Genomic DNA, 15,929 nt, shown 5'->3' with positions numbered 1-15,929 from the left:
ACCTACGAGAGAACACACAGTGACAAGTTCACCACGCCGATACAACTATCGTGCACAACAGTTTACAAGGAACACCCGCCATCTTGTATATGGTATATTCCCAGCATATCAACTCCTGTTTGGTGCAAATAGCAGATAGAAGACTTATTTACCTGTTCACGGAATTCACTTAGTTCAGAATTTATCAGTTGTAAATGCTTCATTTATTATCAGAATTGAATGTAGCGTCGTTGGTAGGGGCGGTTCGCGAACGCCTTTACGATGTTAATGTAAGCCTGTAAGGCTTTAACAAATCAGCCCAGGGTTTAACCCTGGGTTTATGAAAACCCGTTCTTGTCTTTCCGCCCTGTAGGGGCGGGACAAGATAAATATCAACCATTTCCTTCTTGTCGCACCCTTACAGGGTGCCTCAGAAAAAGAAGGATTCAAGGGAATCCAGGGTTGGAACCCTGGGCTAGTTTGTTACAGGCCTACAGCCTGAAGGCTCCGTCACTAATTGGTTCATCCTATAATTAGCAGATAGTTCAATTATTTCTAAATTGGTACATTGGCATATTGCCACATTGGCTCAATTTTTTCTATAATAAAACCAGTCAATGAATTCAAAACAATTTTTCAATAAAGAACAAATTTTCATCCGATAATAAGTTCGGTTAATCCGTATCAGTTGAACATACTGTTAAAGAGGTCTTCGTCCGTATTGTCGAGGAAAGTAACCCAATGCTGGTGTGTTTTTCGGTCGAAATAATGGAGTGCTCCGTTATTACAAAGGATATAGAGTGTATTGTCTGTTCTTAATGTCCCATAAATAGTGGTTAGCGGCATGACGAGGACAGGGTTTCCATCTGCTATAAATACCAGGCAACCGTTCAAAAAAGCAAATTTCCATTCCTCACAGATGGAGTAAAGAAAGGTGGCAATCTCACAGGGGCATTGTTGCGGGATGCGGTCGGCGATGTGGCGAAGTTGTACTAGTGTTTTCTTTTTCATATCCTACTGGATTTTAAGTCAGATATGTTTCGCAACCGCACAAAAAAGGGGCACGTAACATATACATAAACCCTTCACGTAGGTACTGGAAGACCCCAAAGACGAGAATACGTAGCATGCCCGTACCCCCACTTATCGTAACAAAATTTACATAAGCGTGGCACGAACATCTAAATATCGTCTTCGTTAAATTTCCAGTTTTACGTGAAGATAATTAAATGCTCTATAACATTATACCGGATTTCTCCCCGGTAATGGTAGCAAAGGTAGAATATTGGTTTGAAATAGCAAAAATTATGGCTGGCGGATTTATGAATAATTAGTAGGTAGAAGAGTGTTGCTTTTTGTGGATGGTAATCTGCAATTTGGGTTCTAATGTATGCAATCTGTCAACAAAATGAATCTTTATTTTGATGCGGTTGTCTTGTTTATGTTTACTTTATGAATTGCGTATCCACATAAAGTCGTATCTTTGCCCGCATTAACTATATAATAATGAATAATTAAAACGATGAATTTTGTTGAAGAATTAAGATGGAGGGGCATGATTCATGATATGATGCCCGGAACAGAAGAGCAGTTACAGAAAGAAATGACTTCTGCGTACGTAGGCATTGACCCGACGGCCGATTCATTACATATCGGACACCTTGTTAGTGTAATGATGCTGAAGCATTTACAGCGTGCCGGACACCGTCCTATCGCTCTGGTCGGTGGTGCCACCGGTATGATCGGAGACCCTTCAATGAAGTCTGCAGAACGTAATCTGCTGGATGAAGCAACGCTTCGCCACAATCAGGAATGTATTAAAAAGCAGTTGGCTAAGTTCTTGGATTTCGATTCAGATGCTCCTAACGCAGCCAAGTTGGTGAATAACTACGACTGGATGAAAGAGTATACCTTCCTGAATTTTATTCGTGATATTGGTAAACACCTGACAGTTAATTATATGATGGCTAAGGATTCTGTAAAGAAACGTCTTAGCTCCGAATCGAGTGTAGGTATGTCTTTCACAGAATTTTCTTACCAGTTGTTGCAGGGATACGATTTCCTGTTCCTGTACCAGAACGAAGGTTGCCGCTTGCAGATGGGTGGTTCTGACCAATGGGGTAACATCACTACCGGAACTGAACTGATCCGCCGTAAAACAGGTGGTGAGGCATTTGCCCTGACCTGTCCGCTGATCACAAAAGCCGACGGTGGCAAGTTCGGTAAGACGGAATCGGGTAACGTATGGTTGGACCGTCGTTATACTTCTCCTTACAAATTCTACCAGTTCTGGTTGAACGTAAGCGATGCCGATGCCGCCAGATATATCAAGATCTTCACAGACCTGAGCAAAGAAGAAATTGCCGCATTGGAAGAGGAACAGGCCGCAGCTGCCCACCTTCGTCCGTTGCAGAAACGCCTGGCAAAGGAAATCACTGTAATGGTTCATTCCCTGGAAGATTACGAAGCAGCTGTTGAAGCATCCAATATCCTGTTCGGTAACTCTACCCACGAATCATTGATGAAGCTCGACGAAGACACACTGTTGGCCGTATTTGAAGGTGTTCCGCAGTTTGAGATCAGCCGTGACGAACTGAGTGCCGGCGTAAAAGTTATCGACCTGCTCACAGAGAAAGCTGCCGTTTTCGCTTCAAAAGGTGAGATGCGTAAACTGGTGCAGAGTGGCGGTATCAGTGTAAACAAAGAAAAACTGGCTGATGCAGAAACTGTTATCGACTGTTCTTCTCTGCTGAATGAAAAATACCTGCTGGTTCAAAGAGGTAAAAAGAACTATTATCTGCTGATTGCAAAATAAGAAAAATGCTGAAAACGCTTGCAAGGTAAGATTTTATTCTTACCTTTGCATCGCTTTAGATAAAGCGCCGGATTGTCTCATGGTGTAATGGTAGCACTACAGTTTTTGGTTCTGTCTGTCGAGGTTCGAATCCTCGTGAGACAACACAATCTAAATAGACCGTTTATTATCAATATGATAGTAAACGGTTTTTTGTTTATGGTAAGAATATCAACATCAAAGTAGAATAGTATGGAACAGCTGCAGTTGATACAAAGTAAGATATACGAGATACGAGGGCAAAAGGTCATGTTAGACTTTGATTTAGCGAGATGTACGGTACTGAAACAAAGTATCTGAAACGATCTGTAAAGAATAATATTAGGCGTTTCCCGGCACCGGACTTCATGTTTGAATTAACAAAGGATGAGTGGGAGTCTTTAAGGTGCAATTTTAGCACCTTAAACAAAGGTAGAGGGCAGCATCCTAAATACATGCCGTACGCTTTCAGTGAGTTAGGGGTTTCAATGTTGAGTAGTGTTCTCAACTCTGATACGGCTATAGAAATTAAAGGATTCAGGCTATTCCCTCGTTTTAGGTATTGGTATGAAGTTCTTGAGGAACTAATATATTTCTCCCACCGCAAATATAATCTATTTATATTATAAATAGTTAATTCAGGTAGGAAAATCCATGGATCTGTTATAAACAGAAAAATAATATTTAAAAATGAATATTCGAAGATAATTGCACTATTCCCCTTAGATGTCTGATTTCAAGCCTCTTATCACGAAATAACGCCATAGTTCCTCAAGAACTTGGTATTACCACTGATAGATATTGTTGTTAATTAAGACTTATATAACTTGGGGCCTATTGATATACATAGAATAAAGGAAGGAGATCAGGAAGCTTTTAAAAGATTCTTTGTTCACTTTTATCCGAAACTGCTGTCGTTGGCTTGTCGTTTTGTGGATGAACAGGCAGCGAAAGATCTGGTGCAGGATATCTTTACATTCTATTGGGAACAAAAACAACAAATCGATGTAAATAGCGTACAGTCCTATCTCTTTAAATCTCTTCAGAACCGTTGTCTGAATTATCTGAAACATCAAATGGTCGTAGAAGAGTATAATGCTAAAATACGAATAGCCGAAGCACGTATCGCTTTCCTGAATGACCGGACCGATTCAAATGATGTACTGAAACAAGTGATCGACTGTGATATTCGTGAACAGATCGAAGCTTCCGTGAAAAAATTACCACCTAAAGCGGCAGAAGTGTTCCGGCTGTGTTATTATGAGGATTTGCCGCATAAAGAAATTGCTGATAAGCTTGGAATATCAACACGTACGGTAGCAGTTCATGTCCGTAATGCAGTACTTTTCCTGCGGGAAGATTTAAAAGATTTGCTGATACTATATATCGCCTTTTGTCGGATTATAAATTAATTTGAACTTTTTTCATTTTTGACTACGTAGTTTCCGATGCCCCAGTTGTCTTCTTTATATAAACGATAAGAAAGATCTATGAATGAGGAAATACTAATACGATTTTTAATCCACCGATGTACTTCGGAAGAAATAAAGGTGGTCGATCAATGGATTGCTTCTGATCAGGCAAATGCTGATTGGCTGTTTGAGATGGAGCGTATCTGGAGTTTGAAAGACCAGCTACGTTTTTCCGACAAACAAGAGGTCGAAAGGGCCTATGCACGTTTTATGTCCGGATTGCAGGAAAAGGAAGTAAAAGTGGAAATAAGCCGGAGACGTCCTGTTTATATTTCATGGATGAAATATGCTGCAGCAATTGTGCTGATCGGATTATTAAGTACTAATCTTTATTTTTTATTGCAGGAACAGCCCTCTTCCATGAATACGATTGAAGTCCCTAATGGTCAAAGGGCTTCTTTAACCTTATCCGATGGTACAAAAGTCTGGCTGAATTCTCATAGTAAATTTACCTATCCTGCTCAGTTTTCATCAAAGATACGGGATGTTAAGCTTGAAGGCGAGGGTTTTTTTGAAGTCGCACATAATGAAAAAGCGCCGTTTATCGTACATGCTGATTTACTCCAGGTAAAAGTATTGGGCACGAAGTTTAATGTGAGAGCATACAATGAAGAACCGTCTTCCATAACATTGGCAGAAGGAAAAGTGGAAGTCGCTACAAATGACAATGAACATAAAGTAACTCTAAGACCGAATGAGCAGGTTACCTATTCTAAAGATGACGGCCTGATAGTCAATAAAACGGTCAACACCTCTTTAGTCAAATCGTGGACGGTGGGCGAAGCGGCTTATATTAATAAACAACTGATCGATATTGTAGTTGATCTGGAACGTCGTTTCAATGTTCATATCACAGTGAAAGATCAGGAACTCAATACGGAATTATTTACTTGCCGTTTCAAGGAAACAGCTAAAATAAATCAGATACTTACCCTATTGAAAGATACCCGCAAACTGGATTATAAAATTCAGGGGGATCAGATACAGATTTATAAACCTATAAAATGAGAATGCTTATGAAGAAGACATGGATGTTATAAAAATGAAGAACCGAAGATGCTGCAAACATCCCCGGTTCGGATTAAGCGAGTAACGCATTAGAGACAACCTAAATTTATTACTAACTAATCATTTACAAATGTATGAATTTTATTAAGAAGTGTATGCCATGCGGTACGCATAAATCGTCATGGCTCCGGAAAAGTCTATTTATTATGAGGTGTATCTTATTGTTTTTATTATTGGGTACAATGCAAATCACGGCGAGTGTCACTTACTCGCAATCGGTAAAACTATCGTTGAACGTGGAGAACATGACAGTGCAGGATGTCTTGTCAATGATAGAGCAGAAAAGTTCATTCTATTTTACTTACAACCTGAATCAGGTAAATGTAAACCGTAAAGTATCTGTTAATGTAAAGAATAAACTGGTGACGGATATTCTGGATGAAATATTCAAAAGTGAGAATATCAGGTATACGATCAGTGATAAACATATTGTATTATACAGAGCTGATAAGTCTGAATTACCAGGTGTGAATCAGAAACTTAAAACGATAACTGGAGTTGTGCTTGATAATAATGACGAACCTATTATCGGTGCGAACGTGTCTATTCCGGGAACAAATACAGGAACAACTACGGATATGGACGGAAAGTTTACCTTGGAAGTGCCCGACAATGCAAGAATTGAAATCTCTTATATTGGTTATATAACCCAAAGTATATCTGTAAGTAAAAAAAATAATTTTTCGATTATTCTGAAAGAAGACACCCAGGCTTTGGAAGAGGTGGTCGTAGTGGGGTATACTACTCAGAAGAAAGGGCTGTTGGCCGGATCTGTTGAGACAACCAAATTCACGGAATCGTTGGCACAGATTCCGACAAACAGTGCCGCACAGTCGTTGGTCGGTAAAATGGCAGGTGTGCATATCTCCGTTCCTTCCGGTAAGCCGGGCGAGCAGGCAAGTGTAGGGGTACGTACTGGTACGACGTGGAATTCCTCACCGATGTTGTATGTAATTGACGGGATTGTACGTGATGCGGAAACGTTCAATAATTTAAGCCCGAATGAAATTGAATCGGTAAGCGTGTTGAAGGATGCCGCTTCGGCTGCTGTTTATGGAGCACGTTCAGATGCGGGAGTTATTTTGGTTACGACACGTTCCGGTAGCTCAGGGAAGATATCGGTTAACTATACAGCCAATTACTCTGCCGACTTCGCTACGCAAGAAGTAGCTTTGACGAATCTTTATCAGCAAGGTATGGCTATTAATCAGGCATACAAAAATTTCGGCTTGACTGCTCCCCAAGGTGCGGGTTGGAGCGATGAAGAGTTGGAATGGGCCAAAAACCTTCCCGGACAAGGGTTTAACATGCTTGATGATACATGGCATACGCCTTACGTGATGAATCATGCGTTAAGCGTCAGCGGCGGTTCGGAAAAAATTAAATTCTTTGGGGCAGCCAACTACTATACACAGAGTGGTTTCATGGAGTCAACCGACTATAATAAGTTGAATATACGTTTGAATGTGACGGCTAACATAACCGACGATTTGCAATTGTACGCTTCTGTTGCCAATACGAATACAAACTATGCTTCTTCACCGACAGAAGGTACGGACGCGACTTACACGAAAGCACGTGTATCATTTGAATATATGCCTTCACGTTCTCCAGACGGTAAGTGGATTGGCGATGGATGGGCATACGGTAACCCGGCTGCGGCTGCTGAAGGTGCTTCCGGTTACAGAAAAAATAGCTGGATACGACCCGAAGCCAACGTCAGCTTGACTTATAAATTACCATGGATAGAAGGTATGAGCGTAAAGGCTTCTTATTTGGGAAGTTGGAACTCGTCGCGTAGTAAGAACTACACTGAGCTGCAAAGGTTTTATTATCCGATAAAATCGGGTGAAAACAACCATATCATTGATGTAAACAATTTGACTAATTATTATGTCAGCAATGAAGGTGCCGGTGTTTCTGCTTCGGGTAATTGGTGGACTTACCAACAGTTGAACTTTCAGGTTAATTACGATAAACGTTGGGGAGACCATCATGTGAATGCGGCTGCCGTATACGAAGCTTCGAACAACAATCACTATTATGTATATGGTAGCCGCGACCAGTTCCCGTTGTACCAGACCGACCAGTTCTGGGCAGCCGGTTCTTCTGCCGATAAACAGTTCTCCAATGGTGGTCCTGATACGGAGGGCGGACGTGCTTCTTGGGTATTTATTGGCGGTTACGATTATGCCAACAAATATATCTTGAACCTCTCTGTTCGTTATGACGGCTCCATGAACTTTGCACCTAGCGAACGTTGGGGTGTGTTCCCCGCTGTATCGGCTGCCTGGGTCGCTTCTGAAGAAAGCTTCTTGAAAGATGTTGAATGGCTTGACTTCTTGAAGTTGCGTGGATCTGTTGCCTTAACAGGTAACGACGCTGTCGGTGGATGGCAGTGGCAGACCAGTTATAAGAATGGTGGTAACTACATGTTCGGTGAAAACGCTGCTGTGAATAATGGTTTACAGTATGGAAATTTGGTGAATGAGTTCCTGACTTGGGAAAAATCTACCGGTATCAACGTCGGTGTAGATTACCGTTTCTTGGGTCACCTGCACGGTGCTGTTGAATATTGGCACAAGCATACGTATGATATCTTGGGTAACCGCCAAAATTCGCTTCCAACCACTTTCTCCAAGACGATGCCGGCTGAAAACTACGGTGTGATCAACGGACAAGGTTTCGATTTCAGTGTGGGATGGGAAGATAGCTTCGGGAAAGTCAAGTGGCATGCTGGTTTGAACTTGTCATACGGATGGAATACAGTAAAGGTACAGGATTATGCTGCCGGTTTGTTGGATTGGGAAATCCCCGTAGGTAAAGACCGTAGTTATATTGCTGCTTACGAAGGACGTATCCTCCGTTCGCAAGCAGAAGTAGATGCCTTCAAGAAGGAGAATCCTAATTATGTCATGCCTTCAGGCGGTGGTGTAGATCTTCGTCCCGGTTCGTTCGTCTATATTGACAAGAGTGGTCCTGATGGTGTGAAAGACGGTGTTATCAACAAGTATGATAAGGATATCCTATACAACAACAATAACCCGGTTTATATGGGCTTGAATTTGGGTGCTACTTGGAAAGGGCTTTCTGTAGAAGCTACATTTACTGGTAAATTCCATAACCATAAAATTTTGGTGTCATAGGAGATTACCATGACAACCAGATGTGGAACATGGAATGGATTGAAAATTCTTGGACTCCGGAAACCCCCGATGCTGATCTGCCTATGTTGGCTCCGCGCGACTATCGTTCATATGGTTGGACAGATGTTGATTTCTTCTGGAAGAAGGCGAATTATATCCGCCTTTCTAATTTAAATATCGGTTACACGTTTAATTTTGCCCAGCCTCTAGGTAATGCAATCTCTAGTATCAAGCTGTTTGCAACAGGTACGAACTTGTTCTACATCTCTGGATTCAAACATTGGGATCCGGAATTGAACCCAGGATGGAGCGGTGTTGGTTATCCTATAATGAGAACCCTTGGTGGTGGTGTTAGTGTTAATTTCTAAAAATAAAATCTATGAACAATTTCAATATAATAAAAAGAAGCGGTCGTAAATTCTTGACATTATCGGCATGCGTATTGGCGTTGTCTTCTTGTCAGTTAGATTACGAGAACAAATCTGCAATTAATCCGGATAATGTGTGGCAGAATGAGACAATGATCCAAGCATATCTAACCGATATCTATAGCGGCATGGTGCCGGGATGGTCTTCTACGTCTGATACCGACACGGACCTTACAACGGATTCAAACGATAGCATGAGCGAGTGGTTGCGTGGGGTAAACATTTCAGCTTCCAGCCGTGGGGTCGATTTTAATTATACAATTATTGACAAGATTAACTACCTGCTTGAGCAGTTGGAGACAGTACCGGAAAGTGTCATGGCTCTTAAGGATAAAGATGCTGTGGTAGCACAAGCCAAGTTTTGGCGGGCTTACCGGTATTGGTCTTACGTAAAGGATTTGGGTGGTGTTCCTCTGATCCTTAAATCGCAGGATGTGAACGATCTGCCTTCGTTGATGGTGAAGCGAAGTTCTACTTCTGATTGTATGGCGCAGATTGTGAAAGACTTGGATGATGCCATCCAGGGCTTGCCAGACCGTTGGTCGGGTGTCGACTATGGGCGTATTGACAAATGTGCTGCCATGGCTTTCAAAGGACGCGTGCAAATGTGGTATGCTAGTAAGTTATTCAACCGTTCCAATGATAAGGACGTTGGGAAACAGCCTATAAAACCAATAAGGAAGCTCTAGAACTGGCTGAAAAGAGTGGTTATAAATTGATGGATAAATTTGGCGACATTTGGTTGACGAAAGGGAAGTCTAATACGGAAGCCTTGATTTATAGAAATTACAAATATCCGGATTCGTATTATGACATGAACCAATATCTTCCTGAAGATATTACCCATGGATGGGCATGCCGTCAAGTACCGCAGACACCTCAACTTCTTGCATTCCCGTTGAAGGATGGTTCTTCGATGGCTATCTATGAAAACGAAGAGTATAAGAGCCAAAAACTGGATGTAAACCGCCTTTCTACGGATGCTGCCTACAATGCTGAAATTCTTGATAAATTGGTGAACGGAATGGATTCGCGTTTCTACGACTCCTATTCGGTTCCGGGTTGTGATTTCCCATCGTTGGAAATTCCTGCCGGGCAGTATTTCTGGACTTCGTATGTGAAGACAGAAACGTTCTATAAAGCGATGTCTAACATACAGTTGGAACGTAATGCCACAACAACCCATTATGGCTCATTCTTCCCGTTAAAAGCTATTACGCCGGGATTGAATAATGCTGATTCATATAAAGGTGAAAATAATGCGATCTGTTTGCGCTTGGGTGAAGTTTACCTGAACCTTGCCGAATGTGCTGCCGAAGCAGGTCATATAAATGAAGCGTTGGGTTATGTGGCTGCCATCCGTAAACGTGCAGGTATCGATAAAGGTACGGGCGCTATCGGGTATGGGCTGGATGTGTATAATACGCTCGAAGGGGTTCGTCGTTTGTTATACAACGAACGTGCTGCTGAGTTGTCTCAAGAAACTTCCGTTATGACGACCTCCGCCGTTGGATGAATTTCGACAACATCAATGCCCAGAAGCATTACAACAACCTGTATGTAGTATTTAACGGGGATGAGGAAGATGCTAAAGGATTCGAATGGCACGTACGTTGAAAGATGCAGACACGCAGAAGTTCTTCCATATTGATTTCGTGCCTAATGTGAAGCAAGTTGAAGTTTCCACGTTTAATATCTCTACCAAGCATTGGTTCGGTGCCATTGGGGACAAGACTATGGGAGCAAACTTCGACAATGATATGTCACAACAAAACAATGAATGGGGTGGCTCATTTGATCCATTGAAGTAATACTAAAAACTCATTATTTTTATAGCGGAGTAGAAGATATTTGTTTTAATGATCTTTTACTCCGTTTTTTTAAACCTTTCAAATCTTATATGAGGCAAATGAAAAATTTCTTATTAAAATGGGTATGGGTAGTTATATCTCCATTCTTCTTTTCGTGTAATCAGGCAGGGAAGGATCTCTGCTTTGAAACGGATTATGCAGTATTAAAGATGGATTCTACAGGATTCTTAACGAGTATCTACAGTAAAGTTGATAATATAGAATATTTATCTGATAAGAAAAGTTCTCCTTTATTGGCTCTTTATGCCGGTAACGATCAGGTAATTTTACCTGTTTCGGCTCGACAAATCGATGAAAAGGTGATGTTAACATATGCCAATGGAGCTGAAGTTATTATAGAAATAGGAGAAAAAGAAGAGTATTTGACGTTTAAACTTATATCACTTACTAATCGTGGTAAAGCGGATCATGTAGTATGGGGACCTTATTATACTACGATACGTGAATATATTGGAGATTTGTTGGGAGTAGTCAGTAATGAACGTTGTACGATCGGTATGGTCGCCTGTAATGACAATACGAATACCGGTCTCCCTACAGATGGAGATATGCACCAAATGTATTACAGAGTACATACACCAGATCCGATCAAATATCCTTTGCCGGATTCGTTATATGAGGGGCAGCGATTGCGTATAGGTGGAGATGGCATTAGCGATGTTGCTTTTACGAATCGGAAAGAAGGTCATTTCTTTTTCAATAAAGGGAATGGGGCTGAGTATATACCGGAATATGGTTCTTACATTGTAATGAGTTCGCGTGATCGTCGTGCTACCCGTGATATATTTTTTACACTTATACCAGGTTTTGAAAATGTGAATGTACCTAAGCATCATCGGGTGGAGGCTGTAGATGAGGATGTTTTAGGATCATCGGTTGCATTTTTTGTTTGTCCTAAAGAGCATACGTTAAAACTTTATGAGAAGGTCGTTTTGGAGGAAGGACTGCCTTATATTACCCAGCAAGGGAAATGGGTTCGTGATCCGAAAGCTGCTTGTGCCGATTTAGCATGGTGGGGACGGCATGATAGTTTGATCTCTTATGCAACTCAGTTGGGAGTACGTGCTGTACAGGATGAAGGTTTGGGAGAGTATTATGTCAACCCGGCAAATCGATGGGCGGATAAGATGATTTCTTATGGTGGAAAACAAATTTCTATCGCTGAGTTTACAAAAATGACGAACGAAGCTGGAATCGCTTATGGGTTACATACGTTGTGTGAGTTTTTGCAACCACATTGCAGTGATGTCAGTCCCATTCCTAATGATAGCTTATGCATGGTGTTGAAGACAACGATCACTCACGATTTGAATGCTTCTCAAACGGATATTTGTGTGGCTGATACCAGTTGGTTAAATGAATGGGGAACTTGGCATTGCAATAAACTCAATGTTTTGAAATTAGGGAAAGAACTACTTACTTACGAAGGAGTTACAACAACCCGACCTTATACATTGAAAGGTGTGAAGCGTGGTGCTTACAATACGGTGGCTCAAACACATAAAGCGGGTGAGGTGTTAGCAAAATTACAGATGAACTGTTATAATGGTTTTGTTCCGGATATGAATCTGCAAGACGATTATGCCGATTATTATGCCCGGTTATTGGTTGACGGTGGCATGGATTATGTCGATTTTGATGGACAGGAAAGTTTCATGTATCAAGGACATGGTTATTATTCTATGAAACGATTCTATCGGAATTTGTTTGAGAAGTTTCATACGTATGGCGGAAATGAACTTCGTGTGATGGGATCTGGTATCATGTATGGTAATTGGTTATATATGGGGAATGGAAATATTGGTGGAGGAAACAATATGTTTAACCCTGTAACCAATTCTTTCGGAATTCAGGGGAAAGATGAAAGAAACGGTAATGTTAATAATTTCATTTGTCCTACTTTCGGTATCCAAAATTTCCAATCGGAATGGGATGAACAAGTGATAGAGAATCTACAATCAAAGGCTGTTGCATGGAATGCTACTTATATGCTTGGTTTAAGTGAAAACGCTGTTGAAAAATGTTTGGATAAAGAGCGCGTGTTTAAGGCTTTTCGTGTGTGGGAAGATGCCCGGCGTGCCGATATTTTTTCTAAAGAATTGAAAGAAGAAATGAAAGCTCAAGAGAACCGGTACCATTTGGAACGTATCAATGATCATACATGGACGCTATATACAGTGGATATCTCCGGTGAGCATGTTAATCCGAGAACTCTTATAAATTAGACAATATGTTAAAACATAAATCATTACGCGCATGTGTGTTGCTGTGTTTGGCTCTGAATATCCAACAAGGAAAAGCACAAGAGACAAATGAATTGGAATATGGAGAGGCGATCAAAGGGGTGAATCAAGATCCGAAGCAAAAAAGTATCGGTAGTAAACCTTATGAAATGGAAGGGCGTACGGAAGCCAGAGAACCACTGTTTACTTTTGATGATTGTACGCAGTGGCAAGTTCGGGCAAACCAATCCGAGGTCGCATTATATCGAACTAAAGAACAACGGGTAATAGGCGATTACAGCGGAAAAGTCGTTTACAAAACCAAACAGGCAAAAGCCGGATTTCGTGTAGAACTTGTTGAACCTTATACATTCGATAAAGAGTGGGATTGCATTAACTTTTGGAATTATGGAAACCATTGGTTATGGGAGAACAGTGGAGAAGCCATGACCCATTATGCCGTTATCCAAGATGCCAAAGGCCGGGAGATAACAATTCCGTTCATGCAAGAATGGTTATGGCGGAATATGAATTATAAGTATTGGTTTTTGAACCATATAAAATTGAATGATAGCATTGTCCGACCGATTACATTCATCGGATTGGAATTTAAAGGGAATGGTACAAAACCGGATGTGGAGAACAATATTTTCTTGGGTCCTATCTATGGATATCAAGAAGTTTTGAAGCCAATGAAGTTTAAACCGTTCCCAGAGAAATTACCTTTTCCTCTTCGTGAAGAGACGATCTTGCCGACGAATAAGACGACCGGATTTAGCAATCGTGTGGAGCAACAAGGCGAGAAATACCTTTCTCATACGAAGGGAAAGATGCTAAGCTGACGTATCAAGTAGACCCGGCTTATCCGATAGGTGGCGTGACACTCTTGTGTGACGGACAAGAGAAAAAGGTGAATGCCAACGCTAAAATCCTTTTTGAAAAACGGACAGAAGCAGAGTGGAAAGTTATGGATAAGAGAATAGAAAACGATACTTTGTTTATCTGTTATAAAGCAGTAGGAAAAGGTTTGAACCAACGCTTTGACTGTTCCTATACGATCAAGCAGAAGTCTTTGATTTGGACGATTGAGGAAAAAGCAGTGGATGGGAAAGTGGAAGAGATCTGCTTAGGCGCGACAGATAACGTGTCGGATGGTAAATTGGTGGGTGTTCCTTTCTTGGTGTATAACCCTTTTGCCAATGATTCCTATACGGCTGATGCTCCCAGTATACTGTATGCCGATAATCTGTTCTATTTGACGATGTTTGATTGGTATTATACCAATGCTTCCATGTATTATGGTGGAGAACAGGGTATCAAAGAGGGTAAAGCGACCTATAATGGAGGTGTCAGATATTATCCGTTGAACAATAAAAAGCGCAACCCGTTACGCGAACGTCTCTTTATTAATGTATCACCGGATGTACACGAAGTATTCCCGACGATTGACAACCCCGCTTCTCCGATGCGTTCTAACCAGGTAGATCGTTTGTGGGCGATCAACGGGGGGAGCGATCTGCCTAAGCTAGGAAAGTTCGTATCCGACTTGCGTTCGAAAGGAGTGGAGAATGTCAGTATCCGTTATCACGAAGACTTCTGGCGCGCCGGTGGAGAAAGTTATACATTCCGGACAAAACCGAATCCTGATCTGGGGGTAGAGCGTTTGAAAGAATATGTCCGCTTTGTGCAAGGGCAAGATTGGAGGATTGGTTTTTACTCGAATTACATGGATTTTGCGCCTGTCAATGCGTTGTGGAATGAAGATTGGGTACGTATCAGCCATAAGGATTATGGTTGGGGACCTGCTTGGTGTAGATGTTATGCCAATAAAGTAACGATCGGTTGGGAACAACAGGCCCTTTTGGCACCGCAAATACATAAGACATTTGGTACCAACTTTTCTTATTGTGATGTGGAGACTTGTATTTCTCCTATGGATCGGGTGGATTACGATTATCGTACTCCTGGAGCAGGAAAATTTCGTACTGTATTTGAATATATTGGTATGACTTTGATGAACGAACGCCGCGCCTATCAAGGTCCAGTTTATTCGGAAGGTGGCACACATTGGTTCTATGCAGGATTATTAGATGGGAATTATTCACATATGAATCATAGTTTTCCTATATTTCCTGATTTTCAACTGTTGAAGATTAATCCGTTGGAAATGGATGGAATGTCTAATGTCTCTAACGAGGCCTATGTTGCTTATGCTTACGCTTTCGGTAATATCGGTATTTTGTCTGATGGTTTTGATGCAGTTCGTAGATATGCTTTCTTGCAACCATTCCAAAATAGCTATTCGATGATTCCGGTGAAAAGTATCCGGTATTTTGATGGAAAATCTTATGTGTCATCTTCAGATGCAATCAAAAAAGATCTATTAAAATCTCCTTGTATCCAGGTTGAATATAATAGTGGTTTGAAGATTTATGCCAACTTTTCCGATCAACCGTGGCTGGTTAAAGAAAATAACCATGATTATTCATTACCTAAATATGGAACTTTGGCCGTTTTGCCTGGAAGCCGTTTGTTTTCTGTTTCTTCTACAAACCCTGTCTCATCAACAGGTAAATTACTTGACAAGGTTTATTCTGATCATTTATTCTATATTGATACGTATGGGGAAGTAGAAAAGGGAGAATTTGGAGGTAAGGGTTCTTATATGTTGAAGAAAGAAAAATTTGGATGGGAAATCATCCCTCTGAAGGATTTAGAGGAGGTTGATTTCAATTTGTCTTTAATTGGATTTTCGGAATTAGGCGTAGATATAGAAGCTATAGATAAGAATGGAAATATCATAACAGTGATAAACCAAGTCCCTTTAGCTGATCAAGTTCATTTTGAACATAAACCTCAATATTACAAATATAAGATTTGCCCAGTTTCATCCATTTCCCAATAATAACA

12 protein-coding genes and 1 pseudogene are annotated in these 15,929 nt (G+C 41.0%); 12 read left to right on the top strand and 1 reads right to left on the bottom strand.

The genetic code is table 11. The features are described 5' to 3' along the window. Positions 1 to 663: 663 nt before the first annotated feature. The gene (locus DXA15_RS14700; RefSeq protein WP_128134507.1) at positions 664 to 990 is read right to left on the bottom strand and encodes a hypothetical protein; all 327 of its coding nucleotides are present in this window, start codon (positions 988 to 990) and stop codon (positions 664 to 666) included. A 511-nt stretch (positions 991 to 1,501) separates the two neighbouring features. On the opposite strand from DXA15_RS14700, the gene tyrS reads away from it, so the two are divergent. From tyrS to DXA15_RS14635, 12 genes and pseudogenes are all read left to right on the top strand, one after another. Then, the gene (gene tyrS, locus DXA15_RS14695) at positions 1,502 to 2,794 is read left to right on the top strand and encodes a tyrosine--tRNA ligase (protein ID WP_128134506.1); all 1,293 of its coding nucleotides are present in this window, start codon (positions 1,502 to 1,504) and stop codon (positions 2,792 to 2,794) included. 231 nt (positions 2,795 to 3,025) lie between these two features. Then, positions 3,026 to 3,342: pseudogene (locus DXA15_RS14685) on the top strand (ORF6N domain-containing protein); the annotation flags it as partial. Between the two features lie 297 nt (positions 3,343 to 3,639). Next, a complete protein-coding gene (locus DXA15_RS14680; protein ID WP_128134505.1) occupies positions 3,640 to 4,224 on the top strand; it encodes an RNA polymerase sigma-70 factor in 585 nt (194 codons plus the stop codon). 78 nt (positions 4,225 to 4,302) lie between these two features. Continuing rightward, on the top strand, positions 4,303 to 5,292 hold the full coding sequence (locus DXA15_RS14675; RefSeq protein ID WP_128134504.1) for a FecR family protein: 990 nt from the start codon (positions 4,303 to 4,305) through the stop codon (positions 5,290 to 5,292). Positions 5,293 to 5,498: 206 nt separating this feature from the next. Then, positions 5,499 to 8,498, top strand: a complete 3,000-nt coding sequence (locus tag DXA15_RS14670) for a SusC/RagA family TonB-linked outer membrane protein (protein WP_158579670.1) — start codon at positions 5,499 to 5,501, stop codon at positions 8,496 to 8,498. Positions 8,499 to 8,527: 29 nt separating this feature from the next. Beyond that, entirely contained in the window at positions 8,528 to 8,866 is a 339-nt protein-coding gene (locus DXA15_RS14665; protein ID WP_128134502.1) for a hypothetical protein, read from the top strand. Positions 8,867 to 8,877: 11 nt separating this feature from the next. Then, positions 8,878 to 9,615, top strand: a complete 738-nt coding sequence (locus DXA15_RS14660; RefSeq protein ID WP_128134501.1) for a RagB/SusD family nutrient uptake outer membrane protein — start codon at positions 8,878 to 8,880, stop codon at positions 9,613 to 9,615. 29 nt (positions 9,616 to 9,644) lie between these two features. Next, positions 9,645 to 10,442 carry a RagB/SusD family nutrient uptake outer membrane protein gene (locus DXA15_RS14655; RefSeq protein ID WP_233567292.1) on the top strand — a complete coding sequence of 266 codons (798 nt, stop codon included), beginning with the start codon at positions 9,645 to 9,647 and terminating at the stop codon, positions 10,440 to 10,442. Between the two features lie 85 nt (positions 10,443 to 10,527). Beyond that, positions 10,528 to 10,737 carry a hypothetical protein gene (locus DXA15_RS14650; protein WP_128134499.1) on the top strand — a complete coding sequence of 70 codons (210 nt, stop codon included), beginning with the start codon at positions 10,528 to 10,530 and terminating at the stop codon, positions 10,735 to 10,737. A gap of 98 nt (positions 10,738 to 10,835) precedes the next feature. Further along, the gene (locus DXA15_RS14645) at positions 10,836 to 13,022 is read left to right on the top strand and encodes a hypothetical protein (RefSeq protein ID WP_128134498.1); all 2,187 of its coding nucleotides are present in this window, start codon (positions 10,836 to 10,838) and stop codon (positions 13,020 to 13,022) included. A gap of 5 nt (positions 13,023 to 13,027) precedes the next feature. Next, entirely contained in the window at positions 13,028 to 13,861 is an 834-nt protein-coding gene (locus DXA15_RS14640; protein WP_128134497.1) for a hypothetical protein, read from the top strand. Positions 13,862 to 13,896: 35 nt separating this feature from the next. Further along, positions 13,897 to 15,924 carry a hypothetical protein gene (locus DXA15_RS14635; RefSeq protein ID WP_128134496.1) on the top strand — a complete coding sequence of 676 codons (2,028 nt, stop codon included), beginning with the start codon at positions 13,897 to 13,899 and terminating at the stop codon, positions 15,922 to 15,924. Positions 15,925 to 15,929 lie beyond the last annotated feature (5 nt).

Origin of the sequence: Parabacteroides sp. AM58-2XD (assembly GCF_003463685.1) — a bacterium.
Lineage (GTDB): Bacteria > Bacteroidota > Bacteroidia > Bacteroidales > Tannerellaceae > Parabacteroides > Parabacteroides segnis.
The sequence above is the reverse complement of the archived record's forward strand: the minus strand, read 5'-3'. Positions and strand labels throughout refer to the sequence as shown.